The 24,236-nt window shown below is 71.1% G+C and carries 20 protein-coding genes; 18 read left to right on the forward strand and 2 right to left on the reverse strand.

Translation table 11 applies throughout. From position 1 onward, the window contains the following. Positions 1-32 precede the first annotated feature (32 nt). From DEI96_RS00205 to DEI96_RS00245, 9 genes are all read left to right on the forward strand, one after another. Positions 33-1,490 (forward strand): gamma-aminobutyraldehyde dehydrogenase, encoded by a 1,458-nt coding sequence (locus tag DEI96_RS00205; RefSeq protein ID WP_111022478.1) that lies wholly within the window; start codon positions 33-35, stop codon positions 1,488-1,490. Positions 1,491-1,520: 30 nt separating this feature from the next. Continuing rightward, a complete protein-coding gene (locus DEI96_RS00210; protein WP_375342440.1) occupies positions 1,521-2,702 on the forward strand; it encodes an ABC transporter ATP-binding protein in 1,182 nt (393 codons plus the stop codon). After that, entirely contained in the window at positions 2,699-3,919 is a 1,221-nt protein-coding gene (locus DEI96_RS00215) for an ABC transporter substrate-binding protein (RefSeq protein ID WP_220039104.1), read from the forward strand. The genes DEI96_RS00210 and DEI96_RS00215 overlap by 4 nt, the downstream gene beginning before the upstream one ends. Further along, on the forward strand, positions 3,916-4,866 hold the full coding sequence (locus tag DEI96_RS00220; RefSeq protein ID WP_111022476.1) for an ABC transporter permease: 951 nt from the start codon (positions 3,916-3,918) through the stop codon (positions 4,864-4,866). The genes DEI96_RS00215 and DEI96_RS00220 overlap by 4 nt, the downstream gene beginning before the upstream one ends. After that, positions 4,863-5,741, forward strand: a complete 879-nt coding sequence (locus tag DEI96_RS00225) for an ABC transporter permease (protein WP_027466954.1) — start codon at positions 4,863-4,865, stop codon at positions 5,739-5,741. Before DEI96_RS00220 ends, DEI96_RS00225 begins: the two co-directional genes overlap by 4 nt. A 576-nt stretch (positions 5,742-6,317) precedes the next feature. Further along, the gene (locus DEI96_RS00230) at positions 6,318-8,903 is read left to right on the forward strand and encodes a carboxylate--amine ligase/circularly permuted type 2 ATP-grasp protein (protein WP_111022475.1); all 2,586 of its coding nucleotides are present in this window, start codon (positions 6,318-6,320) and stop codon (positions 8,901-8,903) included. After that, complete coding sequence (locus DEI96_RS00235) at positions 8,903-10,759, forward strand: N-acetylglutaminylglutamine amidotransferase (RefSeq protein WP_111022474.1); 1,857 nt, start codon at positions 8,903-8,905, stop codon at positions 10,757-10,759. The genes DEI96_RS00230 and DEI96_RS00235 overlap by 1 nt, the downstream gene beginning before the upstream one ends. A 134-nt stretch (positions 10,760-10,893) precedes the next feature. Further along, positions 10,894-12,702, forward strand: coding sequence for a S9 family peptidase (locus DEI96_RS00240; RefSeq protein WP_284183621.1), 1,809 nt, complete (start codon positions 10,894-10,896; stop codon positions 12,700-12,702). 192 nt (positions 12,703-12,894) lie between these two features. Beyond that, positions 12,895-13,812, forward strand: coding sequence for a GNAT family N-acetyltransferase (locus DEI96_RS00245; RefSeq protein WP_220039103.1), 918 nt, complete (start codon positions 12,895-12,897; stop codon positions 13,810-13,812). Between the two features lie 21 nt (positions 13,813-13,833). On the opposite strand, the gene DEI96_RS00250 is transcribed toward DEI96_RS00245, so the two are convergent. Next, a complete protein-coding gene (locus DEI96_RS00250; RefSeq protein WP_111022472.1) occupies positions 13,834-14,718 on the reverse strand; it encodes an aminoglycoside phosphotransferase family protein in 885 nt (294 codons plus the stop codon). A 120-nt stretch (positions 14,719-14,838) separates the two neighbouring features. On the opposite strand from DEI96_RS00250, the gene DEI96_RS00255 reads away from it, so the two are divergent. The 9 genes from DEI96_RS00255 (at position 14,839) to DEI96_RS00295 (ending at position 23,375) form a co-directional block, all read left to right on the forward strand. Continuing rightward, a complete protein-coding gene (locus DEI96_RS00255) occupies positions 14,839-15,060 on the forward strand; it encodes an NUDIX hydrolase (RefSeq protein ID WP_111022471.1) in 222 nt (73 codons plus the stop codon). A gap of 169 nt (positions 15,061-15,229) precedes the next feature. Then, positions 15,230-15,574 carry a DUF7674 family protein gene (locus tag DEI96_RS00260; RefSeq protein WP_146246850.1) on the forward strand — a complete coding sequence of 115 codons (345 nt, stop codon included), beginning with the start codon at positions 15,230-15,232 and terminating at the stop codon, positions 15,572-15,574. A gap of 244 nt (positions 15,575-15,818) precedes the next feature. Beyond that, positions 15,819-16,535, forward strand: coding sequence for a GntR family transcriptional regulator (locus DEI96_RS00265; protein WP_017887786.1), 717 nt, complete (start codon positions 15,819-15,821; stop codon positions 16,533-16,535). 93 nt (positions 16,536-16,628) lie between these two features. Continuing rightward, complete coding sequence (locus tag DEI96_RS00270) at positions 16,629-17,651, forward strand: sugar phosphate isomerase/epimerase family protein (RefSeq protein WP_111022468.1); 1,023 nt, start codon at positions 16,629-16,631, stop codon at positions 17,649-17,651. Beyond that, positions 17,648-18,601 (forward strand): 3-hydroxyacyl-CoA dehydrogenase family protein, encoded by a 954-nt coding sequence (locus DEI96_RS00275; RefSeq protein ID WP_027466963.1) that lies wholly within the window; start codon positions 17,648-17,650, stop codon positions 18,599-18,601. Before DEI96_RS00270 ends, DEI96_RS00275 begins: the two co-directional genes overlap by 4 nt. Before the next feature lie 15 nt (positions 18,602-18,616). Further along, on the forward strand, positions 18,617-19,402 hold the full coding sequence (locus DEI96_RS00280; protein WP_111022467.1) for an SDR family NAD(P)-dependent oxidoreductase: 786 nt from the start codon (positions 18,617-18,619) through the stop codon (positions 19,400-19,402). A gap of 120 nt (positions 19,403-19,522) precedes the next feature. Beyond that, positions 19,523-20,914, forward strand: coding sequence for an MFS transporter (locus DEI96_RS00285; RefSeq protein WP_035809316.1), 1,392 nt, complete (start codon positions 19,523-19,525; stop codon positions 20,912-20,914). Further along, positions 20,911-22,617, forward strand: a complete 1,707-nt coding sequence (locus DEI96_RS00290; RefSeq protein WP_111022466.1) for a dihydroxyacetone kinase family protein — start codon at positions 20,911-20,913, stop codon at positions 22,615-22,617. The genes DEI96_RS00285 and DEI96_RS00290 overlap by 4 nt, the downstream gene beginning before the upstream one ends. Then, positions 22,614-23,375, forward strand: a complete 762-nt coding sequence (locus DEI96_RS00295; RefSeq protein WP_111022465.1) for a triose-phosphate isomerase family protein — start codon at positions 22,614-22,616, stop codon at positions 23,373-23,375. The genes DEI96_RS00290 and DEI96_RS00295 overlap by 4 nt, the downstream gene beginning before the upstream one ends. Here the strand turns inward: DEI96_RS00295 and DEI96_RS00300 are convergent. Then, entirely contained in the window at positions 23,368-24,210 is an 843-nt protein-coding gene (locus DEI96_RS00300) for an NmrA family NAD(P)-binding protein (RefSeq protein WP_111022464.1), read from the reverse strand. The genes DEI96_RS00295 and DEI96_RS00300 overlap by 8 nt on opposite strands. Positions 24,211-24,236 lie beyond the last annotated feature (26 nt).

Below are 24,236 nucleotides of genomic sequence, written 5' to 3' on the forward strand. Positions count from 1 at the left end.
GCACCGCCGGAATCCGTGTCAGGATCACCGCCATGCTGGACGCACAGAGCACGGCGACGGCGGACACCGACACCCGGGTCCTGCGGAACTTCGTCGGTGGTACCTGTGTCGAGTCGACCGCCGACACCACGTTCGACCTGGTCGACCCGACCGACGAGCACGTCTACGGCACGTCCCCGGTGTCCACCCCCGCCGACGTCGACGCCGCCTTCGGTGCGGCCTCTACCGCGTTCGAGACCTGGCGCCGCACCACCCCCGGCGAACGGCAGCTCGCCCTGTTCCGGATCGCCGACGCGATGGAGCAGCGGGCGTCGGAGTTCGCCGACCTCGAGTCGCTCGACACCGGGAAGCCCCGCGCCACCCTGGTCGAGGACGAGATCCTGCTGTCCGTCGACCAGATCCGCTTCTTCGCCGGGGCCGCCAGGAACCTCGAGGGCCGGAGCGCGGGCGAGTACATGGCCGACCACACCTCGTTCGTCCGGCGCGAGCCCATCGGCGTCGTCGCCCAGGTCACCCCGTGGAACTACCCGCTCAACATGGCGGTGTGGAAGTTCGCGCCGGCGCTCGCCGCGGGGAACACCACCGTGCTCAAGCCGAGCGACACGACACCCCTGTCCACCCTGCTGCTCGCCGAGGTCGCCGCCGAGTTCCTGCCGCCGGGGGTCCTGAACGTCGTCGTGGGGGACCGCACCACCGGCGCCGCGATGATCGACCACCCCACTCCGCAGCTCGTGTCCATCACCGGCTCCGTCCGTGCCGGCATGGAAGTCGCCCGCGCCGCCGCCGGTGACCTCAAGCGCACCCACCTGGAGCTCGGCGGCAAGGCACCCGTGGTCGTGTTCGACGACGCGGACATCCCCTCGGCGGTGGCCGGGATCGTCGCCGCCGGGTTCTTCAACGCCGGACAGGACTGCACCGCCGCCACCCGGCTGCTCGTGCAGGACGGCATCCACGACGAGTTCGTGGCGGCGCTCGCCGCCTCGGCACGTGAGACCGCGACCACCGGCGCCGACACCCCGTACTACGGCCCCGTCAACAACGCGAACCAGCTCGCGCACGTGCAGTCGTTCCTGGACACGCTGCCCGACCACGCGACGATCGAGCTCGGCGGCGCACGACAGGGCGACCGCGGGTACTTCCACGAGGCCACGATCGTCGCCGGTCTGCGCCAGGACGACCGTGCCGTGCAGCAGGAGATCTTCGGCCCGGTGCAGACCGTGCAGCGGTTCTCGACGGAACAGCAGGCCCTGACGTGGGCGAACGGCGTCGAGTACGGCCTGGCCAGCTCGGTGTGGACGACCGACCACGCGCGGGCGATGCGCTTCGCCCGCGACCTGGACTTCGGCTGCGTGTGGATCAACACGCACATCCCGATCGTCGCCGAGATGCCGCACGGCGGGTTCAAGCACAGCGGGTACGGCAAGGACCTCTCCCAGTACGGCTTCGACGACTACACCCGCATCAAGCACGTCATGTCCTACATCGGCTGAGGCCGACCACCCCCTGGAGGCACCATGGCAATGACCGGAACGTTCGCCGAATCGGGAGCCGATCTCCGGCTCGACCAGATCACGAAGTCCTTCCCCGGCCACACCGCGGTGGACAGCCTCGACCTGACGGTGCCCGCCGGCTCGTTCTTCGCGTTGCTCGGTCCGTCGGGCTGCGGCAAGACGACGACCCTGCGGCTCGTCGCCGGGCTCGAGGAACCCACGAGCGGCACCATCACCATCGGCGGCCAGGACGTCACCGACACGAAGCCGTATCAACGGCCCGTCAACACGGTGTTCCAGAACTACGCGCTCTTCCCGCACATGAGCGTGCTCGACAACGTCGCGTTCGGGCTGAAGCGCCGGCGCATCCCGGACCCGATGGCGAAGGCGAAGGAGGCGCTGCGGCTCGTCGAGCTCGAGGGGTCGGCGTCGAAGCGGCCCGCCCAGCTCTCCGGCGGCATGCAGCAGCGCGTCGCCCTGGCCCGCGCGATCGTGAACCGGCCGGCCCTGCTGCTGCTCGACGAGCCCCTCGGCGCCCTCGACCTGAAGCTCCGCCACCAGATGCAGCTCGAGCTGAAGACGATCCAGGCCGAGGTCGGGCTCACGTTCCTGCACGTCACCCACGACCAGGAAGAGGCGATGACGATGGCGGACACCGTCGCCGTCATGAACGGCGGTCGGATCGAGCAGATGGGCAGCCCGCAGGACCTGTACGAGCTGCCGCGCACGGCGTTCGTCGCGAACTTCCTCGGCCAGTCGAACCTGCTCGAGGGCGAGGTGCGCGGCACCGACGCCGGCCTGCTCGTCGTCGCCACCGCGGCCGGCTCCATCGCGGTTCCGGCCGACCGAGCCGTCGCCACGACCGGTCGCGTCGTCGTCGGCGTCCGGCCCGAGAAGCTCAAGATCCGCACCGCCGAACCCACCCCCGAGGCCGGACGGAACATCCTCGGCCCCGGTCGGGTCGTGGACGTCTCGTTCTCCGGCGTCAGCACCCAGTACCTGGTCGACGTGCCGGGCGCCGGGCGCGTCTCGGTGTTCGCGCAGAACTCGAAGGGCGGGCCGCGGATCGCGACCGGCACCGAGGTCTGGCTCACGTGGGGCGTCGACCACGGTTTCGGCCTGGAGGCGCACCCCGCGTCCGACGCGACCGTCACCACCCAGGACGACCCGGGCCTCCAGGCCGTGCCCGCCACGGCAGGATCGCTCGCGTGACCGGCGCGGTGCCCGGTCCGGACCTGCTGCGCGGGCTGGCGTCGGCCCGCGTCAGCCGACGCGGCCTGCTGGCCGGCGGCGGGGCCGCAGCGCTGGCCGCCCTGCTCACCGGTTGCAGCATCAAGGGCTCCGCGGCCGCCGGCGCCGAGGACACCGTCGACTGGGCAGCGTTCTGGAAGGACGCGAAGGCGACCGGCACCCTGAACTTCGCGAACTGGCCGCTGTACATCGACTCCGACCACGGCAAGTCCGAGTCCCTGGCGCTGTTCAAGAAGGAGACCGGCATCGCGGTCGACTACCAGGCGGTCATCCAGGACAACGCGACCTTCTACGCGACCGTCTCACCGATCCTGCGGGCGCACGGTGCGACCGGCTACGACCTCGTCGTCATGACGAACGGGTTCGAGCTGACCCAGATGATCAAGAACGGGTTCGTGTGCGAACTCGACCACTCGCGGCTGCCGAACTTCGCCGCGAACGCCTCGGACTCCGTGAAGGACCCCATCTACGACCCGGGCAACAAGCACTCCGTCGTGTGGCAGACCGGGTTCACCGGGCTCGCCTACAACCCGAAGTACACCGGGCGGAAGATCACCTCGCTCAAGGACCTGCAGGACCCGGCCTTCAAGGGGCGCATCGGGCTGATGAGCGACAACACCGAACTCGGGTCGCTCGGACTGCTCGCGCTCGGCATCGACCCGGAGACCTCGACCCCTGCCGACTGGCGGAAGGCCCAAGCCTGGCTGCGCGAACTGCGGCCGAGCGTCACCGGCTTCTACGACCAGAGCTACATCAACCGGTTGGAGAACGGCGACACCTGGATCACCCAGGCGTGGTCGGGCGACGTCTTCCAGGCGCAGCAGTCCGGGTTCCCCGACCTGGAGTTCGTCACGCCGGAAGAGGGGCAGATGACCTGGCACGACAACATGCTCATCCCACGGCAGGCCGAGAACCCGGTGTCGGCGCTCGAGTGGATGAACTTCTACTACACGCCGAAGGTCGCCGGGATCGTCGAGGACTGGGTCAACTACGTCTGCCCGGTGCCCGCGGCCGAGGACTACGTGCGGGACGAACTCGACGACGCCACCGTGGCGGACAGCCCGCTCGTGTTCCCCTCTGCCGACGTGCTGGAGCAGTCGCACGAGTTCCGGGTGTTCGAGAACTACGACGAGTACTCGGAGTGGAACGGCATCTTCAACGCGGTGGTGCAGTCGTGAGCGCGGTCGGGGTGGCACCGGGGCTCGCTCCCGGTGGTCCCGGTGGTTCCGCCGGTCCGTCCGGTTCCGCGCCGGTGCGCCGGGGACGCCGTCGGAGCACGCCGTTCTTCCTGGCGCTCGTCGGCACCGCGTACCTCTGCGTGTTCTTCGTCATCCCGCTGGTGTCCGGACTGATCGTCTCGCTCATGACCGGCAACCCGGACGACGGCTACACGTTCACCTGGAACTTCGGGATCTACGGCTCGCTGTTCGTCGACCCGCAGGTGCCCTACCTGACGTTCCTGCTCCGGTCGCTCTGGTACGGCGCCGCCGCCACGATCGCCTGCATCGTCGTCGGGTACCCGGTGGCGTACTTCATCGCGTTCCGGGTGTCCCCGCGGTGGAAGAACCCGCTGCTCATGCTCGTGTTCATCAGCTTCCTGGTGTCGTTCATCATCCGGACCGACATGTGGGCGTTCGTGCTCGCGTCGCAGGGCCCGGTCGTCACGACCCTGCAGGCGCTCGGGCTGGCCGGCAAGGACTTCCACATCCTCGGCACCGGGGGCGCGGTGATCTTCGGTGACGCCTACAACGACCTGGCCTTCATGGTGCTGCCGATCTACGCCGCCCTCGAGCGCATCGACCCACGACTCGGTGAGGCCGCGAACGACCTGTACGCCGGCAAGTTCCGGGCGTTCTGGCACACCACGCTGCCGCTGTCCCGCTCGGGCATCTTCGCCGGGGTCCTGCTCGTCTTCATCGACAGCGTCGGCGACCCGGTGAACTCGGCCCTGCTCGGCGGCACGAACACGTACACGATCGGTCAGGCGATCCAGGACGCCTACTCCGGCAACCAGCAGTACAACGTCGCCGCGGCCCTGTCGACCGTGCTCATGGTCGTGCTCGGCATCATCCTGTTCATCTACGCCCGCGTCTCCGGCACCGACGACCTCGAGGACCTCGTATGACCGCCGTCGCACCGTCCCGATCCGCCGCAGCTCCGGCCTCGCCCGTGACCGGTTCCGTCGCCGGCCGTCCGCGTCGTCACGGGGTGAACCGTCGTGGGCCCTGGCTCGCCATCGTGTACTGGGTGACGATCGCGATCACCCTGGTGCCGATCGTCTACATGATCGTGTACTCGTTCAACGACGCCCCCACCAACCGGCTGTCGTTCGCCTGGAACGGTTTCACGACCTACTGGTACGCGAACCTGGTGAACGTGTCCGGGCTCGGGGCGGCGTTCGTCACCTCGGTGCTCGTCGCGTTCCTCGCCGCGATCATCTCCGTCGCGATCGGGTTGCCCCTCGCGCTGGCGCTGGAGCGGTACCGATTCCCGGGTCGCGGTGTCGTGAACACCGTCGTGTTCGCCGACATCGCGGCGCCGTCGATCGTCGTCGGTTCCGCGTCGCTCTCCTTCTTCCTGTCGGTGGGGCTCGGCACCGGGTTCCTGACCGTGCTCATCACGCACGTGGCGTTCGACGTCGCCTACGTGGTGGTCGTGCTGCGGGCGCGGATCGCGGGGACCTCGCGTGCACTCGAAGAGGCCGCAGGTGACCTCGGGGCGACACCGTTCCAGGCCTTCCGGCTCGTCACCCTGCCGCTGCTGGCGCCGGGGATGCTCGCCGCGGGGTTGCTGGCGCTCGCCATGTCGATCGACGACTACGTGATCACCTCGTTCGTCGCCGGGCCCGCGGTGACCTTCCCGCTGTTCGTCTACGGCGCTGCGAAGGCCGGGATGCCGCCGCAAGTGCTGTGCTTCGGGACGCTCGTGTTCGCGGTGGGGCTGCTCGTCGCGCTGCTGAACGGGGCGCTCAACCGGCGGTTGGCGCGCACGCGGGGGTAGGGCTCCGCGCGCGCTGGCACCGGCACGGTGCGGGGTGCGTGGGCTGGTGCGGGGTTGGCCGCGTGGTGCGTGCCTGTAGTGGCGCACGGTGCGTGGAACCTCGCACGGGGTGAAGAGGTGCGCACGGTGCGGACGGGAGGCGCGTGGCGGGCTGGCGCCGTGCCTCCCGTCCGCCTGTGCGGGGCGTTCACCGCACGGTGCGGGGTGCGTGGGCTGGTGCGGGGTTGGCCGCGTGGTGCGCGCTTGTAGCGGCGCACGGTGCGTGGAACCTCGCACGGGGTGAAGAGGTGCGCACGGTGCGGAGAGGAGGCGCGTGGCGGGCTGGCGCCGTGCCTCCCGAGTGCGGGTGGTGCGTCCACCGCACGGTGCGGGTTGCGCGGGCTGGTGCGGGGTTGCGCGCGTGGTGCGCGCTTGTAGCGGCGCACGGTGCGCGGAACCTCGCACGGGGTGGCGCGCCTCGCACGGTGCGGGCAGGAGTTCAGTGCTCGTGACGCTCGATGGACGGGCGTGTTACGGGCACGAGTCGGGGCGGTGTGCCGCAGTGCGCACCACAGCCGCCGCGCGTAGGTTCCAGCCATGAGTGCAGAGCTGACGCTCGGCGCCGAGGAAGAGCTGCACCTCATCGACCTCGAGTCCGGCCGACTTTCCGCGAAGGCCCCGCGCCTTCTGCCCAAACTGCCCACCGACCGCTTCGGCGCCGAACTGCAGCGCACGACGATCGAGACGAACACCCCGGTGGTGCGGACCCTCGACGACCTGCGGCGGGTGATCGTCGACCTGCGCAGTGAACTCAGCGCCGCGATCGCCCCGGCCGGGGTCACCATCGCCGCCGTCGGCACCGCGCCGAGGTCGGAGTACGCCGACTTCGAGCTGAGCTCCGGCGGTCGGTACGGCCGGATGCAGGAGCAGTACCGGATGCTCGTCGACGAACAGCTCATCTGCGGCCTGCAGGTGCACGTCGGGGTGAGCGACCGCGACCTGGCGGTGCTGATCGCTCAGCGGGTGGCGCCGGTGCTCCCGGTGCTGCTCGCCCTGAGCGCGTCGAGTCCGTTCTGGAACGGGCAGGACACCGGGTACGCCTCGTTCCGGAGCATCATCTGGCAGCGGTGGCCGTCGGCCGGCAGCTTCGGCCCGGTGGAGGACGCCGCCGAGTACGACCGGGTGCTCGACGACCTGATCGCCTCGGGCGTGATCGCCGACAAGAAGATGGCCTACTTCGACGTGCGGCCGTCGTCGCACGCGCCGACGCTCGAGCTGCGGGTCTGCGACGCGACCCCGGTGGTGGACGACGCCGTGCTCATCGCCGGACTCTTCCGCGCCGCGGTGCGCAAGGCCGAGAAGTCGGTCGTGTCCGGCGCCGAGTGGCACCCGCGCAGCGAACCCCTGCACCGTGCGGCGATGTGGCAGGCCGCCCGCTCCGGGTTGAGCGGGGAACTCGTCGGCCTCGGGCAGCACCCCGAACGGCTGCCCGCCGAAGTCGCGGTGCGCCAGCTCGTGTCCCGCCTGCGCCCGGAGCTCGAGGAGCTCGGCGACTGGGGCACGGTGACGGAGCTGCTCGACGCGACCCTCGCCCGCGGCAACTCCACCGACCGGCAGCGCACCGCGTACGCCGAGCGCGGGGAGATGGACGACGTCGTCGCCCTGGTGGTGGAGGACACCGCTGGGCTCCCGTCCGGACGCGACGAGGACCCGGTGGTCCCGATCCCCGGGTACCGCGTCCGTGCCGGTGACGAGGCGGTCGGCCCCGGGGCGCGCCCCCGTCCGGCGTTCCGTGACCTGGCGGCGTTCTTCGACGGCTGGGACGCCGAGACCGCGATCGAGCGCTGCACCGCCCGCGACGTCTGGACGCGCGAGCACCACGTCGGCTTCGTGGTGGACGGCGGGGCGCAGGCGTTCGGCTGCGACCTGGTGCCCCGGACGATCAGCGCGTACGAGTGGTCGCAGCTCGAGCGTGGCCTGGGGCAGCGTGCCCGCGCGATCGAGCTGTTCCTGCGTGACGCGTACGGCGACCGGCGGATCGTGGCCGACGGCGTGCTGGACGCGGACCACTTCGTCGGCGCGAAGGGCTGGGACCCGGACGCCACCCGACTGCCGGCGACCGCCGTCCGTGCGCCGGTACTCGGGTTCGACCTGGTGCGCAACGAGTTCGGCGGCTGGCGGGTGCTCGAGGACAACGTCCGCTCGCCCTCGGGCGTCGCGTACGGCATCGCCCTGCGCGAGCTGATGGACGACGTCGTGCCGGACGCCCCGCGCCCGGCGCACCTGCGCGACCCGCACGGCGTGATCGACCGGCTGCGCCGGACCCTCTGCGCGAACACCACCGCGGTGACGGGCGCGACCGACCCCGTGATCGCGCTGGTCAGCGACGGCCCCGCCGCCGGCGCGTGGTTCGAGCACCGCAGGCTGGCCGACGGGGCCGGGTTGCGCCTCCTGTCCGGGTCGGACCTGGACGTCCGTGACGGACGCGTGGTCGACGCGACGACGGATGACGTGCTCGACGGGCTGTACCTGCGGATCGACCGCGACGTCAGCGCGCTGACGGCGGAGCACGCTCCCGACCTGGGTGCGCGGATCCTCGACGCGGCGGAGGCAGGACGCGTCTACCTGGCGAACGCGCCGGGCAACGCGCTGGTCGACGACAAGGCGATGTACGTCACCGTGCCGGACCTGATCTGGTACTACCTGGACGAGAAACCCCTGCTGGCATCGGTGCCGACGTACCGCACGAGCATCGAGGTCGAACGGCTGTCGGTCCTGGACCGCGTCGGGGAACTCGTCACGAAGCCGGTCGACGGCGAGGGCGGCCGCGGGGTCCTGATCGGACCGAGCGCGAGCGCCCCCGAGGTGGCCGAGCGACGGCGCGAGATCGCGGCCGACCCCGCCGGGTGGGTGGGGCAGGAGGTGGTGCAACTGTCCTCGCACCCGACGATCGGACCGGCCGGACTCGACCCGCGGCACGTGGACCTGCGGGCCTTCGTCTACGCGACGGGGACCGGACCGGACGACGTGCACCTGGCCGACGTCGCCCTGACGCGCGTCGCGCCCGAGGGCAGCATGGTCGTCAACTCGTCGCAGGGCGGCGGCGCGAAGGACACGTGGATCGTCGGGAACGCCCCGGCGGACACCGACTCCGCTGTGGCGGACACCGAGGGAGAGCGCTGATGTGTGGACTCGCGGGTGAGATCCGGTTCGACGGCCGAGCGCCGGACGTCGGGGCGGTCGCCCGGATGACCGGCTGCATGACGCACCGCGGCCCGGACGGCGACGGCCTGTGGGCTCGCGGCCCGGTCGCGCTCGGGCACCGACGGCTGTCCATCGTCGACCTGTCCACCGCGGGCGCGCAGCCGATGGTGCTGGCCGAGGCGGGGCTGACGATCGCCTACAACGGGATGGTCTACAACTACCGGCAGCTCCGCGACGAGCTGCACGGCAAGGGGCACCGGTTCGCGTCGACGTCGGACACCGAGGTCATCGCCCTGGCGTACGCCGAATGGGGCACCGCGTTCGTCGACCACCTGATCGGGATGTTCGCCATCGCCATCTGGGAGCACGGCAGCGGCCGGCTGGTGCTGGCGCGGGACCGGCTCGGCATCAAGCCGCTCTACGTCGCACCCGTCCCGGGCGGCCTCCGGTTCGCGAGCTCCCTTCCGGCGATCCTGGCCGGCGACGCCGGCAACGCCGGCAGCAGAGGCAACGGCAGCACGAGCGGCAGCGGCGGCGCGAGCGGCTCCGGCACCAAGGAAGTCGACACGTCCATCGACCCCGTCGCCTTCGCCTCGTACATGAGCTTCCACTCGATCGTCCCCGCACCCCGCACGATCCTGTCCGGCGTCGGCAAGCTCCCGCCCGCGACCGTCCGGGTGATCGACCCCGACGGCACCGCGCACGACACCGTCTACTGGGAGCCGCGCTTCGAGCGTGACCCCGCCCGGGCCGACTGGTCGGAGCGGGACTGGGAGCAGGCGTTCATCGGCTCGCTCCGCACCGCCGTCGAGCGTCGGATGGTCGCCGACGTGCCGGTCGGGGTGCTGCTCTCCGGCGGGATCGACTCCTCGCTCGTCGTCGGGCTGCTCGCCGAGGCCGGGCAGCAGGACCTCGCCACGTTCAGCATCGGCTTCGAGGCGGCGGGCGGCGAGTCCGGCGACGAGTTCGAGTACTCCGACCAGGTCGCGAAGCACTTCGGCACCGACCACCACCGCATCCACATCCCCTCGTCGCGGCTGCTCGACGGCATCGACGGTGCGGTCGCCGCGATGAGCGAGCCGATGGTCAGCCACGACTGCGTCGCCTTCTACCTGCTGTCGCAGGAGGTCTCGCAGCACGTCAAGGTGGTGCAGTCCGGCCAGGGCGCCGACGAGGTGCTCGCCGGCTACGACTGGTACCCCCCGCTCGCCGACGTCCCGCGCGACCAGGCGGCCGAGGCCTACCGCTCCGTGTTCATGGACCGCCGCTGGCCGGCGCTGCAGGGCCTGCTCGGGGAGCGGTGGAAGAGCGACGACGACACCCCGTCGGCCTTCGTGGACCGCCAGTTCGCACGGCCGGGCGCGGAGACGAGCGTGGATGCCGCGCTCCGCAGCGACACCACGATCATGCTCGTCGACGACCCGGTGAAGCGGGTCGACAACATGACGATGGCGTGGGGGCTCGAGGCCCGCGTGCCCTTCCTGGACCACGAGTTCGTCGAGCTCGCCGCCGCGATCCCGCCGTCGATGAAGCTCACCGACGGCGGCAAGGGCGTGATGAAGCGCGCCTCGCGCGGGATCGTGCCCGACGCCGTCATCGACCGCAGCAAGGGCTCGTTCCCGGTCCCCGCCATCCGGCAGCTCGAGGGCCCGTACCTGGAGCGCGTCCGTGACGCGCTGCACGCCCCCGAGGCGCGGGAGCGCGGGCTCTTCGACTCCGCCACCGTCGAGCGGATGCTGCAGGACCCGAACAGCACCAGGACCGCGATCGGCGCGAACGCGCTCTGGCAGCTCGGCCTGATCGAGATGTGGCTACAGCAGCAGGGGGTGCGGTGACCGTGGGTTCCGTCCGGACTGGAGGCGCGCAGGGCGTCGCGTCGTCGGCCACCGTCGAGCCGTCGGTCACCACCAGGGCCGCGGCCGACCTAGGTGCGCGGCTCACCGCCGCCTGGGGGTCGTGGGGACCGACCATGACCCGGAACGCCCGACGGGTGGCGTTCGTGAGCGACCGGCACGGCACCCCCGAGGTGTTCGTGCAGGACGTCGTCGTCGACGGCGAGCTGCCGGAACCGGTGCGGATCGCGTTGTCCGACGATCCGGTGATCCGGGTGTCGTGGTCGTCCGACGGGGAGTGGCTCGCCGTCGCCATCGCGACCGACGGCGGCGTGAAGCAACAGGTCTGGGTGGTGCGGCCGGACGGCTCCGACGCCGCGCAGATCGCCGGCTCGCGGTACCAGCACGCCGAACTCGGACCGTGGAGCCGCAGCGGACACCGGGTCGTCATCACCCTGCCCTCGACCGAGCCCGAGCAGCCCGCCCGTGCGTACCTGGTCGATCCGGTCACCGGTGATCGCGACGACCTGGCCGTCGGGGAGCTCATCCACATCCTCGACCTGTCGGTGGAGGAACGGCTCGTCGTGCTGAGCGACGGGCAGCGCGGACAGGAGTTCGTCGTGGTGGTCGACCGGCTGACCGACGAGAGCCACGCCCTGTTCGCCGACGACCCCGACGGGTCCGCCGAGATCGCGTTCCTGCGGCCCTCGCCCGCGAGCGAGACCAGTCCGCTCGTCGCCTACGTCGCCACCGAGGCCGGACTGCCCCGCCGCGGACTCGTCGCGCAGCCGGTCGGCCCGCACGGCTGGCGCGGCACACCCCGGCGGATCGTCGAGCGGGACGACGCCGAGCTCGAGTACCTGGACGCCGACGACGCCGGCCGCACCCTGCTGCTCGTCTGGAACGTCGACGGTCGCAGCGAACTCGACCTCATCAACACGCACGACGCCTCGCGCACCCCCGTGCCGGACCTGCCCGGGTACGTCGTCACCGACCCCGTGCTCAGCCGTGACGGCCGGAGCGTGCTGCTCGCCGTCGAGGGACCGACCCGACCGCGCGAACTGTGGCGACTCGACACGAACGCGCTGACCTGGAGCCGGGTCACCGACGTGCCGGTGCTGCCGGACGTGCAGCTGGTCGAGCCGACGCTCGAGCGGTTCGCCGCCCGCGACGGACTGGAGCTGACCGGGTGGCTGTACCGGGCCGTGGAGCCGACCGCGTCGGGGACGGGAGCCGACGTCGGAACGCATGTCGGGCCTCCCGGCCGCGCAGCGCTCGTCCACCTGCACGGCGGACCGGAGTCGCAGGAACGACCCACGTTCTCGCCGCAGCACCAGGCGCTCGCCGCCGCCGGGGTGACCGTGTTCGCACCGAACATCCGTGGCTCCAGCGGGTACGGCCACGAGTTCGTGCACGCCGACGACCTGGCGCTGCGGTGGAACGCGCTCGCCGACGTCGTGGACTGCGCACGGTTCCTGGTGACCAACGGTTACGCCGAGCGGTCCCGGGTCGCCGTCGAGGGTCGCTCGTACGGTGGGTACGCGACGCTCGCGTCGTTGGCGTTCACGCCCGACGTGTTCGCGGCCGGGGTCGCGGTGTGCGGGATGAGCGACTTCGCGACCTTCTACCGGGACACCGAACCGTGGATCGCGGCCGCTGCCGCCACGAAGTACGGCCACCCCGTCGAGGATGAAGCCCTGCTCGCGGCACTGTCGCCGATGCGCGCGATCGAGGACGTCACGGCGCCGCTGCTCGTCGTGCACGGTGAGCTCGACACGAACGTGCCGATCGGTGAGGCCCACCAGGTCGTCGCGGCGCTGCGGGAGCGGGCGCACGACGTGGAGTACCTGGAGCTCGAGGGTGAGGGGCACGAGTACCGGCGGGCGTCGTCGCAGGCGCTGCTCGTGCGGCGGATGGTGGAGTTCGTGGCGGCACGGCTGGGGTGAGGCGGGGCGGGGCGCTCGGTCTGGTGCTCGGTCTGGTGCGAGGTTGCGTACTCCGTGCGGCGCACGTGCCCTCGCACCGAGTACGGAACCTCGCTCGGGTTGTGGGCCCCCTCGCACCGTGCGAGCCGCGGCACGGCGTCACCGGGTGCAACGATGCGTCGGCGGCGCTCGCCGCGGGCGGAGAATGGTGGCATGACGACGACTGCGCCGACCTCGACCGCGCTGCCCCGACCGGGAGAGGTCTTCGTGGCCTCGGCAGCGGAGGTCGAGCAGGTCGTCCACCGTGCCACGAACCAGTACGCCTCCGGTGTCGTCGCGGACACCGCAGGGTGGGCGGACGGCGATCGTCGGCGGATCGAGGACCTCGGGTTCCGTGGTGGTGATGCCCGCGGCGAAGCGCTCCGGACGCTCGACCTGACCATCGCCGACGACGGCACCCCGACGCGCATGCTCGACGCACCCGCCATGGCCGCACTGAACAGCCACCATGCGCGGTTCGCCGAGCGGCGCGGCGACGTCGTCCGCTACCAGACCGACGTGTCGGTGTGGACGGGGATCCCCGAGCAGCCCACCGAGCAGGACTGGGAGGACGTCCGGGCGCTGCTCGGGTCGGGCGGGATGCTCGGCGTCGGTGCGGCTGCCGTCCTGCCCGAGGGGTGGGAGCTCGTCGAGGGTGCCGGCGGCGTGCAGCTGACCGGTGAGGCGATCGAGGGTGCGCCGGACGACGAAGCCGTCGTGCTGACGCCCGACGACGTGCCGGAGATGACCGCCCTGGTGGAGCGGACGAAGCCGGGGCCGTTCCTGCCGCGCACGATCGAGCTCGGCACGTACCTGGGCATCCGGCGAGACGGGCGGCTGGTCGCCATGGCGGGGGAGCGGTTGCACCCGCCGGGGTGGACCGAGATCAGCGCGGTGTGCACGGACGAGGCGTACCGGGGGCAGGGGTTCGGGCGCCGGTTGGTGCTCGCCGTCGCGCACGGGATCCGGGAGCGTGGGGAGACCCCTCTGATGCACGCGGCCGCCGGGAACACCGGGGCGATCGGGCTGTACCAGCACCTCGGCTTCCGACTGCGGGACCGTGGGGCGCCGCGGTTCGTGCGGGTGCCGTGAGCTGCGTCCTGGTCTGACGGGTCAGAACGCGGCGAGGGCGCGGTGGAGCATGTCGTGGCCCTGGGCCTCGAAGCCCTCGTCGCCGACTACGTAGGCCCAGGTCGCGGTGCCCACTGCTTCGCGGAGTTGGAGCCAGCGCCACGCGTCCGGAGTGCGCGGATCGTCGCCGTACCCGTCGAAGAACGCCGCTTCGAGGGCGGGATCGTGCTGCCAGTGCAGCACCGCGAGGCGGGTGAGGTCGAAGGACGCGGGGCGCCAGCCGAAGCGGCCGAAGTCGATGACGCGGAGCCTGCGGTGGTGGTCGTTGCGGTCGTCGCGGGTGTCGCCGTCGACGATCCAGTTGCGCGGGTGGAAGTCGCCGTGGGTCGGAACGAGGGACTGCGTCGCGTGGTCGGTCGGGAGTGCGCGCAGTGCTGCTCGCGCGAGGGCGACCACGTCGTCGGGGATCCGGTGCGGGGCGTCGAGCGCGGCCAGTGCCTTCGCCTGCTCGTGCTGCAGGAACGTCGGGTCGTGGCGGGTGTCCTGGTCGTGCAGTCGTCGGAGCAGTGCTCCGGCCTGTCGGTGGACGTCGGGATCGTGCTCGTCCGGGGTCCCGAGGGCGAGGTGCCCGGGGACGCGTTCGAGCACGAGGACGCGGTGCTCCTCGTTCGCGGCGACGAGGGCACCGGTGTCCCCGCTGGCTCGGAGTGCGGCGGTGGCGGTGCGGTGAGCGTCGAGCTCGCGGGGGAAGTGCGTGTTGGTCGGGCCGGAGGCCTTCACGGTGAAGCCGTCGTCGCCAGCGCGGACGTGCAGGACCCTCGTGTCGAGGAGCCCCCACGACTCATCGGCCACGACGACGGCATCGGGGAGTGTTTGCTGCACGAACGCGATCTGGTCGTCGTCGAGTCCGGTGTCCCCCCAGTGCATGGCGGCACGTTACCGTCCTGCTCCGACCACTGGAACCCCTCGTCCACGTCTCGGTAGCCGATCCGCTGCCGGACGCCGCATGTCGACGTTGGGCGTGCCGGTTCGTCCTACGCTGGCGGTGTGGACGAGTGGTGGGGTCTTGTTGACGCGGCCGGGGTGCCGACGGCTGGGACGTTCCGGCGCGGTGACGCGGGTTGGCCGGGCGGGGTGTTCCATCTGGTGGTCACGGTGTGCGTCTACCGAGCCGACGGAACCGTCCTGCTCACGCAGCGGGCTCCGACGAAGGAGTTCGCCTTCGGGTGGGAGTTCCCCGGTGGGAGCGCGTTCGCAGGCGGGATCTAGAGTGCGAACTGTGCTCGTTCCGTACGATCCGTCCTGGCCCAACCAGTTCGATGCTGCCGCTGAGGGGATCCAGAAGCTGGGGGGCAAGTCAGGACCCCTCTCCGAACACGATCGGCAAGTGGCACAGGCGCTCCTGGACGATCTGCAGAACGCGATGGGAGGCTAAGCCTTGACGCCGACCGAATGGGGCGAACAGTTCGTGGTCAAGCACCCTGAATACAAGCAACTGCTCGACGACCCGGTCAATTGGGATGACAGCCATAATCTCATGGAGCACCTGTTCCTAGGCGACGTTGTCATCCAGATCTCCGCCGCATACCGGCTCGATCCCACGGGTGCACGCATTCAGATGACGCTTGACGATTTAGATATCGATTATGCCCGCGGCGAGGAATGGTTGCAGAATGCGATAGCTGTATCATTCGTCGAAAGTCTCGGTCGGCGATCCCCTATCGTCGAGATCCTCGGGCCGGAACTGCGCCAAGTTGCTCGGGAGATGTTGCACGTGAAGTAGGCGTCTGATAGTGCGATTTCGTCGTTCAGCTGCGTTTTCCCCTCATGTTTTCCTGAGGCCCTAGCCGATTACCAGTTGACACAAGAGCGCCCTATCGGCGCGCGGGGCGCGGCAATCGAGCAAGCCAATCGGCGACATGAGCGCGTGGTCGAGGCGACGTCAAAGCGGGTGACGGCCGTGATGGTGCAGCGTGGGCCGGGGGCCTCTCACCGAGCCCGAGTCGTGGATTCTCTAGGATCGACCCATGTCCACGACCATGCCCGGCTTCGGGACGGAGCGCATCACGCAGCTCGGCCTGCGTGACCGCGTCTACGACCGGGTGCTCGAGGTCCTGATGGGCCACGACGTCGAACCGGGCATGCGACTGTCGATCGACGGCCTCGCCCGCTCGCTCGGGGTCTCACCGACCCCGGTGCGCGAAGCCCTGGTGCAACTCGAACGCACCGGCCTCGTCACCCGTGAAGCGAACAAGGGCTACCGGGTCTCCCCGCCCCTGGCCGGCGACCAACTCGAGGCCCTGTTCGACGCCCGGCTCATCGTCGAGAGCGGTGCCGTCGAGCTCGCGGCCCGCGGCGACGTCGACGGCCTGCGCGAGCGACTGGCAGCAGCACTCGACGAGCAGGCTGCGGTGGCCGCCGAGGTCGCGTCCGTCGGTGCTGCGCACGCCCCGGAGGAGCTGATGGCCCGCTTCTTCCGCAGCGACTGGCAGTTCCACCAGCTGATCTTCGACGCGACGCGGAACCCGTTCCTCGAGGAGATGTCCGAGATCATCACGACGCGCGTGCACCGCATGCGGCAGATCGTCGAGGGTGGCGGGGACGACACGGATCGTGCGGTCCAGGAACACCGGGCAATCCTGGAGGCGCTGGCTGCGGACCCGACATCGGCCGTCGCCGCGATGCGGCTCCACATCGACGCCGTCCGGTTGCGTTCGCGAGCGGACGCCTCGCACACGAGCTGAGGCAGCGGGGTTGCGTTTCGGCGTCGTGCGAGTATCTTTCCTATAGGAAAGAGGTTCAAGGCTGAACCACCACGACATGCAAGGGAGCATTCCGTGACCACTCCACAGGACTGGGTCGACCAGGATTGGGACCCCACCACCTGGACGTCGGGGACCTGGCCGATCGCCGCCTGCCTGCACGGGTTCGCGCAGGTCACCCGCGACGGGACGGCCTTCCACGACGCCCCCGCCGAGGTGTGGGACGAGGTGTTCGGGCAGATCGAGGCCGTCGGCTTCTCGCTCGCCGAGCTCGCCGACAGCCACATCCGCCCCGCTGACCTCGAAGCCTCGCGCCGCGACGAGCTGTTCGCCGTCGCGAAGTCGCACGGCATCGGGATTCCCTCGGTGCACCTGCAGCGCAAAAGCGTCATCCAGCCCGGGCACGAGGAGGAGAACCTCGCCTACGCCCACCGCACCATCGACGCGGCGGCCGAGTGGGGCATGCAGGTCTTCTCGACCGGGCTGCACCAGCCGTTCACCGACGCCCAGAAGCGGGCGCTGTGGTTCTGGACGGCGCCGGGCCCGAAGGACCCGGACGACCCCGAGGTCTGGGCCGCCGCGGTCAAGCGACTGCGGGAGCTCGGCGAGCACGCTGCGAGCGTCGGGCTGCCGATGGCGCTCGAGCTGTACGAGGACACGTACCTCGGCACCGCCGACAGCGCGGTCCGCCTGGTCGAGGAGATCGGGCTCGACAACGTCGGCCTGAACGCGGACGTCGCGAACCTCATCCGTCTGCACCGTCCCGTCGAGGACTGGCGGGAGCTCTTCGCGAAGACGATGCCGCACACCAACTACCTGCACGTGAAGAACTACACGCGTGACGAGGCCGGCGACGGCAGCTGGGCGACGAGCGCGCCGAGCACCATGGAGACGGGCCTCATCAACTACCGCCAGGTCCTGCGCGACGCCGTCGCCGACGGGTTCCGCGGGATCGTCATGACCGAGCAGTACGGCGGGGACAGCCTCGGTGTCTGCGCCACCAACCAGCAGTACATCCGATCCGTCCTCGCGACGACGAAGCTCGACGCGACGGCGACCCCGACTGCAGCAACCAGCACCGAAGGAGCAATCCGATGAGCACCCTCGACATCGCCGTCGTCGGGTCCGGCTACATGGGCGGCGGGATCGCCCAGGTCCTCGCCCTCGCCGGCCACACCGTCCGGATCGCCGACGTCTCGGCCGAGATCGCCCAGCAGAACCTGGAGCGACTGCTCACCGAGACCGCACAGTTCGTCGCCGACGGGCTGTTCCCCGAGGACGCCGTCGAACGGGTCCGCGCACACCTGAGCGCTGCCGAGTCGATCGAGGCCGCCGTCGCCGACGCGGACTTCATCGAGGAGGCCGTGCCCGAGAAGCTCGAGATCAAGCACGCCACGCTCCGCCGCATCAGCGAGGCCGCTCGCCCCGACGCCGTGATCGGCTCGAACACCTCGACGATCCTGATCGAGTCGCTGGCCGAGGCGGTCGTGGGCCCGGAGCGGTTCCTCGGCGTGCACTTCTCGAACCCGGCACCGTTCATCCCCGGCGTCGAGCTCATCCCGCACCCGACCACGAACGAGCACGCGATCGAGGTCGGCGAGACCGTCGTCGCCGCGACCGGCAAGCAGTCCGCACGGGTGAAGGACTCGACCGGGTTCGTCCTGAACCGTCTGCAGTACGCGCTGTTCGAGGAGGCCACGAAGATCGCCGACGAGGGCATCGCGAGCCCCGACGACATCGACACCATCGTGCGGACCACGTTCGGGTTCCGCCTGCCGTTCTTCGGCCCGTTCGCGATCGCCGACATGGCCGGGCTCGACGTCTACGCGTTCTGCTTCGAGTCGCTGCAGACCCGCTGGCCCGAGCGCTTCGCCACCCCGCCGTCGCTGCAGCAGCACGTCGACGCCGGTGAACTCGGCACGAAGTCCGGCGCGGGGTACCTCGAGGTGCCGGCCGACCGCACGCCGGAACTCGTCGCCTACCGGAACAAGGCGTACGTGGCGATGCAGAAGCTCCTCGACGAACTCGGCCCGGCACCGATCCACTGAGGCGGGAGGGACACCATGAGCGACCAGAACCAGTCAGTCGGCCAGCACCAGGACCGCACCGTCGTCCTCACCGGGGCCGCCTCACCACGGGGCATCGGCCGCGCCACCGCCCACCACCTGGCCGAGGCCGGGTGGGACGTCGGGATCATCGACCTCGACCAGACGGCGAGCGAGCAGGTCGCCGCCGAGATCCGCGAACAGCACGGTGTGCGGGCCGTCGGTGTCGGTGCGAACGTTGCCGACGAGTCCGCCGTCCGTGCGGCCTTCGACACGATCGAGGCCGAACTCCGGCCGATCACCGCACTCGTGAACCTGGCCGGGGTCTCCTCGGCGCACGCCTACCTCGACCTGCCCGAGGGGGAGTGGCACCGTGTGCTGTCGATCAACCTCGACGGTGTGCACTTCGCCAGCCTGCGGGCGGCGGAGTCGATGGTGCGGTCCGGCTACGGGCGCATCGTGAACCTGTCGTCGGTCTCCGCCCAGCGCGGCGGCGGCACCTTCAGCAAGACCCCGTACACGGTGGCGAAGGCCGGCGTGATCGGCCTCACCCGTGGCCTGGCGCGCGAGCTCGGCCCGCGCGGCGTCACCGTCAACGCGATCGCCCCCGGTCCGATCGACACCGACATCATGGGCGGCACCCTGTCCGAGGAGCGGAAGGCCGAGATGGCCGCCGACGGCGTGCTGCCGCGCATCGGCACGCCGAGGGACATCGCCGCCGCGGTCGCGTACCTGATCAGCGAGGACGCCGGGTTCGTCACGGGCCAGACGCTCAACGTCGACGGCGGCCTGTACATGCACTAGGGCCAGCCGCCCACGGAACGCGCGCCGACCGGGCGACGCGATCCGTGCCTCCCGTCCGGACGACCGAACCGACCGCCGGACGCCAGAACGACCGCACCGTGCTCGCAAAGGAGCGAACCCGTGTCACTACCCCCTGCCCCCGCGCTCGGGTCGACGAACGACCCCGGCCTGAAGTCCGCCATCGGCAAGGCGACGAAGCACCTCATGCCGATGCTCGTCATCCTGTACTTCGTCGCGTTCCTCGACCGCACGAACGTCGGTTTCGCCGAAGAGGCCCTGCGCGTCGACCGCGGCATCTCGGACGCCGCCTTCGCCCTGGGCGCCGGCATCTTCTTCATCGGCTACGCGATCTTCGAGATCCCGTCGAACCTGCTGCTCAAGCGGTTCGGTGCGCGCTTCTGGCTCGCCCGCATCGCCGTCACGTGGGGCATCGTCGCCGCACTGTTCGCCTTCACGACGAACGACACGATGTTCATCATCCTGCGGTTCATCCTGGGTGTGACCGAGGCCGGGTTGTTCCCGGGCGTGATCATGTACCTGTCCGAGTGGTTCCCGAACAAGGTGCGCGTGCGCATGTTCGCGATCTTCTACCTGGCGCAGCCGTTCTCGCAGATGATCGGCGCCCCGCTGTCCGGTGGCCTGATCAGCGTCGGTGACCAGGTCACCCCGTTCCACGGCTGGCAGGTCATGTTCGCCGGCGAGGGGATCCTCGCGGTGCTGGCGGGCATCGCGGCCCTGGTGTTCCTGACGAACAGTCCGCAGCAGGCGAAGTGGCTCGAACCGGGCGAGAAGGCGTCGCTCACCGCGGCCATGGAGCGCGAGGACACCGCCCGCAGCGAGGACGGCCCGAAGGGCATCTGGCGCGCGATGGCGAGCGGGCGCGTCTGGTACTTCACGATCATCTACTTCTGCCTGCAGGTCGCCGTCTACGGCACGACGTTCTACCTGCCGCAGCAGGTGTCCTCGCTGCTCGGGCAGGACGTCGGCTGGCAGGTCGGTCTGGTGTCCGCGATCCCGTGGCTCGTCGGACTCGTCGCCTGCTACCTGATCGGGTCGCGTGCGGACTCCGTCGGACGCCGTCGTCGCTGGGGCACCCTGTTCTACGTCACGACCGGACTGTCGATCCTCGGCTCCGCGTGGGCGGGTGCGAACGGGCAGCCCGTGCTCGGCATCCTGTTCATCACCCTGGCCGTCGCGAGCTTCCTGGCCGTCGGCCCGATCACCTGGGCGTACCCGACGGCGTTCCTCACCGGTGCCGCAGCCGCCGCGGGCATCGGCCTGATCAACTCGCTCGGCAACCTCGGCGGGTTCGTCGCCCCGATCATGCGCACCGCGATCAACGAGGTGGTGCCCACCGACAGCGGTGCGTTCGGCATCGTCTCGCTCGGCGTCCTGGCGTTCGTCGCCGCGGTGATGATCTTCTGCACCAAGTTCTTCCGCGGGGCCAAGGCTGACGAGCTGCTCGACACCTCGCACGTCCGCACCACCGACCCGAAGGGCAGCAAGCGATGACCAGACTGTTCAACGACCCGGCGGACTTCGCCGACGAGGCGACCGACGGCTTCGTCGCCGCGAACGAGCGGTGGGTGCGCGGGGTGCACGGCGGGGTCGCCCGTTCCACCACGAGCCCCGACGGCACGGTCGCGGTCGTGATCGGCGGCGGCTCGGGGCACTACCCCGCGTTCGGCGGGCTGGTCGGACACGGCCTGGCCGCGGGTGCCGCGATGGGCAACCTGTTCGCCAGCCCCAGCGCCCAGCAGGTCACCGGGGTCGCGAAGGCCGCGGAACACGGGGGCGGGGTGCTGCTCAGCTACGGCAACTACGCCGGTGACGTCCTGAACTTCGACGCCGCGGCGCGCACGCTCGAGGCCGACGGCATCCCGGTCCGGACGGTCCGCGTCACCGACGACGTGACGAGCGCCCCGGCCGACGACCGCGCGAAGCGCCGCGGCATCGCGGGTGACCTCTGCGTCTTCAAGGTCGCCGGCGCCGCCGCCGAGCGCGGGGACGACCTCGACACGGTCACCGCCGTCGCCGAACGGGCGAACGACCGGACGCGGAGCTTCGGCGTCGCGTTCTCCGGGTGCTCCCTGCCGGGCCCCGAGGAACCCCTGTTCACGGTCCCCGAGGGCCGGATGGCGGTCGGCATGGGCATCCACGGCGAGCGTGGCATCGACGAGACGGACGTGCCGTCGGCCGACGGTCTGGCCGAGCTGCTGGTGTCCCGTCTGCTCGACGAACTGCCCGACGGCGTGACGCTCGAAGGCCAGCGGGTGGTCCCGATCCTGAACGGCCTGGGCTCGGTCAAGTACGAGGAGCTCTTCGTCGTCTACCGCTCGGTGCAGCGGCGCCTGGCCGACGCCGGGGTCGTCATCGTGGAGCCCGAGGTCGGCGAACTCGTCACGAGCTTCGACATGGCCGGGGTCTCCCTGACGCTGTTCTGGCTCGACGACGAGCTCGAGGAACTCTGGGCGGCACCCGCGGACACGCCCGCCTACCGCAAGGGCGGTGCCGTCGCCGAACAGCGCGTCGACCCGTCCACCGTGGCGGCGGACGCCGAGGGCGTCGGCATCGGCCCGGCGACCGACGAGTCCCGCGCGGTCGCCGAGCAGGTCGCTGCCGGGTTCGCCGCGGTCCGCGCCGTCCTCGACGAGCACGCCGACGAACTCGGGCGCATCGACGCCGTGGCCGGCGACGGTGACCACGGCATCGGGATGCAGCGCGGATCGCACGCCGCCGACGTCGCAGCCGCCGACGCGGTCACCCGCGGTGCCGGTGCCGGCACCGTCCTGCTGGTCGCCGCGGACGCCTGGTCCGACAAGGCCGGCGGCACGTCCGGTGCGATCTGGGGTGCCGCCCTGGAGGCACTGGGTCGCGTGGTCGGGGACGACTCGCGTCCGTCGGGTGCCACCGTCGCGCAGGGGGTCCGCGCGGCCACCGAGGCCGTGCTCGCGTTCGGCGCCACCGTCGGTGACAAGACGATGGTGGACGCCCTGGTGCCGTTCGACGAGGTGCTCCGCACCCGGCTCGACGCCGGGGCGGCGCTCGCCGAGGCCTGGGGCGACGCCGTCCGTGCCGCCCGCGACGCCGCCGACGCCACGGAGTCCCTCGTGCCGAAGATGGGCCGGGCGCGGACGCACGCAGACCAGGCCGTCGGCACCGCGGACCCCGGTGCGCTGTCCTTCGCCCTCGTCGTGGAGACGGTCGCGCCGTGATCACCGTCGGAGTGTCGCTGAAGACGTACTTCTCGCACGCCCGGACGCTGTCGTGGGCGGCCGAGGTCGCGGACATCGCCCGGCGACACCCCGCGACGCTGTCGGGAGCGGCGACGCTGTTCGTGGCGCCGACGTTCCCGGCGCTGGTGCCCGTCCGCGACGTGCTCTCCGGGTCGGGAGTGCTCCTCGCCGCGCAGGACCTGTCGTGGGCCGACGCGGGCGCATTCACCGGCGAGGTCTCCGGCGCCGAACTGCGGGAGATCGGTGTCGACCTGGTCGAGATCGGGCACGCCGAACGGCGTTCTCTGTTCCACGAGGACGACGCGACGGTCGCGGGGAAGGTGCACGCGGCCTTCCGCAACCACCTGCGTCCGCTGGTCTGCGTCGGGGAGCCGGACCGGGCCTCCGATCCGACCGAGGCCGTGGCGGCGGTGACCGCGCAGCTCGACCGGGCCGTCTCGACCGCCGTCGCGGACGGTCTCGCCGGACCCCTGACCGTCGCCTACGAACCGGTGTGGGCGATCGGCGCACCGGCACCCGCACCGGACGACCACATCGTGGCGGTGCTCGCCGGGATCGAGCAGCACCTCGCCACCCGGCCCGAGCTGCACGGCAGCACCGTGCTCTACGGGGGCAGTGCCGGACCGGGTCTGCTCACGCGGGGGCAGGGCCGGATCGGCGGGCTGTTCCTCGGACGGTTCGCCCACGACCCCGCAGCGGTCGAGGCGATCCTCGACGAGGTCGCAGCGCTCAGCTGAGCTGGTCGCGGACCGGCCGTGGGGCGCGACCGAGCAGCTCGCCGAGCAGCGGGTCGGTGCCGGCGAACAGGCCCCGCTCGGCGGCCTGGTACATGCCGAGCAGGAACGCGACCATGTGCGGGTCCTGCCCCGCGGCCAGCGCACGGGCACGCCACTCGTCCTCGCCCAGGGCCTCGAACCCGATCGTCCGACCGGACACCTCGGACGCCTGCCGAGCCAGGTCGGCGAAGGTCGGCGCGTCCGGAGCGGTGAGCGTCACCGGCCCGTCGAACGGCTGGTCGGTGAGCAGGATCGCGGCGGCTGCCTCGGCGGCGTCCTCGCGGGCGGTCCACGACACCGGGCCGTCGACGGGGACGGACACCGTGCCGGTCTCCTGCCACGGGCCCGTCATCCAGGCGGCGCTGTGCGCGTAGAAGCCGTTCCGCAGGCTCGTCCACGGCAGCCCGGAGTCGCGGAGCAGGTCCTCGGTGGCGGCGTGGTGCGCGGCGGGCACGAAGGGCGAACCGTGTGCGGCGCCCTGGTGGCTCGTGTACAGGACCCGGCCGACGCCGGCGTCCACGGCTGCGTCGACCGCGGCACGGTGCAGCGCGACGGCGTCGGCGGCCGGGTCGCTCGACGAGACGAGCAGGAGCTGATCGGCGCCCGCGAAGGCTGCCGGCAGGGTCTCCGGTTCGGCGTAGTCGCCGCGGCGGACCTCGACGCCGCGGTCCGCGAACCGCTGTGCTCGGGCCGGATCACGGGTCACCACCGCCAGGTCGGACGGCGCGAGGTGCTCGAGCAGGTGGTCGGCGGTCGCGCCGTTGAGGGCTCCGGTAGCCCCGGTGATGACGATCATGGCTTCTCCGTATCGGTGGAAACAGC

The organism is Curtobacterium sp. MCLR17_031 (genome assembly GCF_003234775.2).
Lineage (GTDB): Bacteria > Actinomycetota > Actinomycetes > Actinomycetales > Microbacteriaceae > Curtobacterium > Curtobacterium flaccumfaciens.

Excerpts from the sequence above, each read along its gene's own strand:
- DEI96_RS00265 (WP_017887786.1), top strand. The coding sequence starts at position 15,819 with ATGTCCACGACCATGCCCGGCTTCGGGACGGAGCGCATCACGCAGCTC.
- DEI96_RS00280 (WP_111022467.1), top strand. The coding sequence starts at position 18,617 with ATGAGCGACCAGAACCAGTCAGTCGGCCAGCACCAGGACCGCACCGTC.
- DEI96_RS00225 (WP_027466954.1), top strand. The coding sequence starts at position 4,863 with ATGACCGCCGTCGCACCGTCCCGATCCGCCGCAGCTCCGGCCTCGCCC.
- DEI96_RS00250 (WP_111022472.1), bottom strand. The coding sequence starts at position 14,718 with ATGCACTGGGGGGACACCGGACTCGACGACGACCAGATCGCGTTCGTG.
- DEI96_RS00300 (WP_111022464.1), bottom strand. The coding sequence starts at position 24,210 with ATGATCGTCATCACCGGGGCTACCGGAGCCCTCAACGGCGCGACCGCC.
- DEI96_RS00245 (WP_220039103.1), top strand. The coding sequence starts at position 12,895 with ATGACGACGACTGCGCCGACCTCGACCGCGCTGCCCCGACCGGGAGAG.
- DEI96_RS00275 (WP_027466963.1), top strand. The coding sequence starts at position 17,648 with ATGAGCACCCTCGACATCGCCGTCGTCGGGTCCGGCTACATGGGCGGC.
- DEI96_RS00235 (WP_111022474.1), top strand. The coding sequence starts at position 8,903 with ATGTGTGGACTCGCGGGTGAGATCCGGTTCGACGGCCGAGCGCCGGAC.
- DEI96_RS00205 (WP_111022478.1), top strand. The coding sequence starts at position 33 with ATGCTGGACGCACAGAGCACGGCGACGGCGGACACCGACACCCGGGTC.
- DEI96_RS00210 (WP_375342440.1), top strand. The coding sequence starts at position 1,521 with ATGACCGGAACGTTCGCCGAATCGGGAGCCGATCTCCGGCTCGACCAG.
- DEI96_RS00290 (WP_111022466.1), top strand. The coding sequence starts at position 20,911 with ATGACCAGACTGTTCAACGACCCGGCGGACTTCGCCGACGAGGCGACC.
- DEI96_RS00240 (WP_284183621.1), top strand. The coding sequence starts at position 10,894 with ATGACCCGGAACGCCCGACGGGTGGCGTTCGTGAGCGACCGGCACGGC.
- DEI96_RS00230 (WP_111022475.1), top strand. The coding sequence starts at position 6,318 with ATGAGTGCAGAGCTGACGCTCGGCGCCGAGGAAGAGCTGCACCTCATC.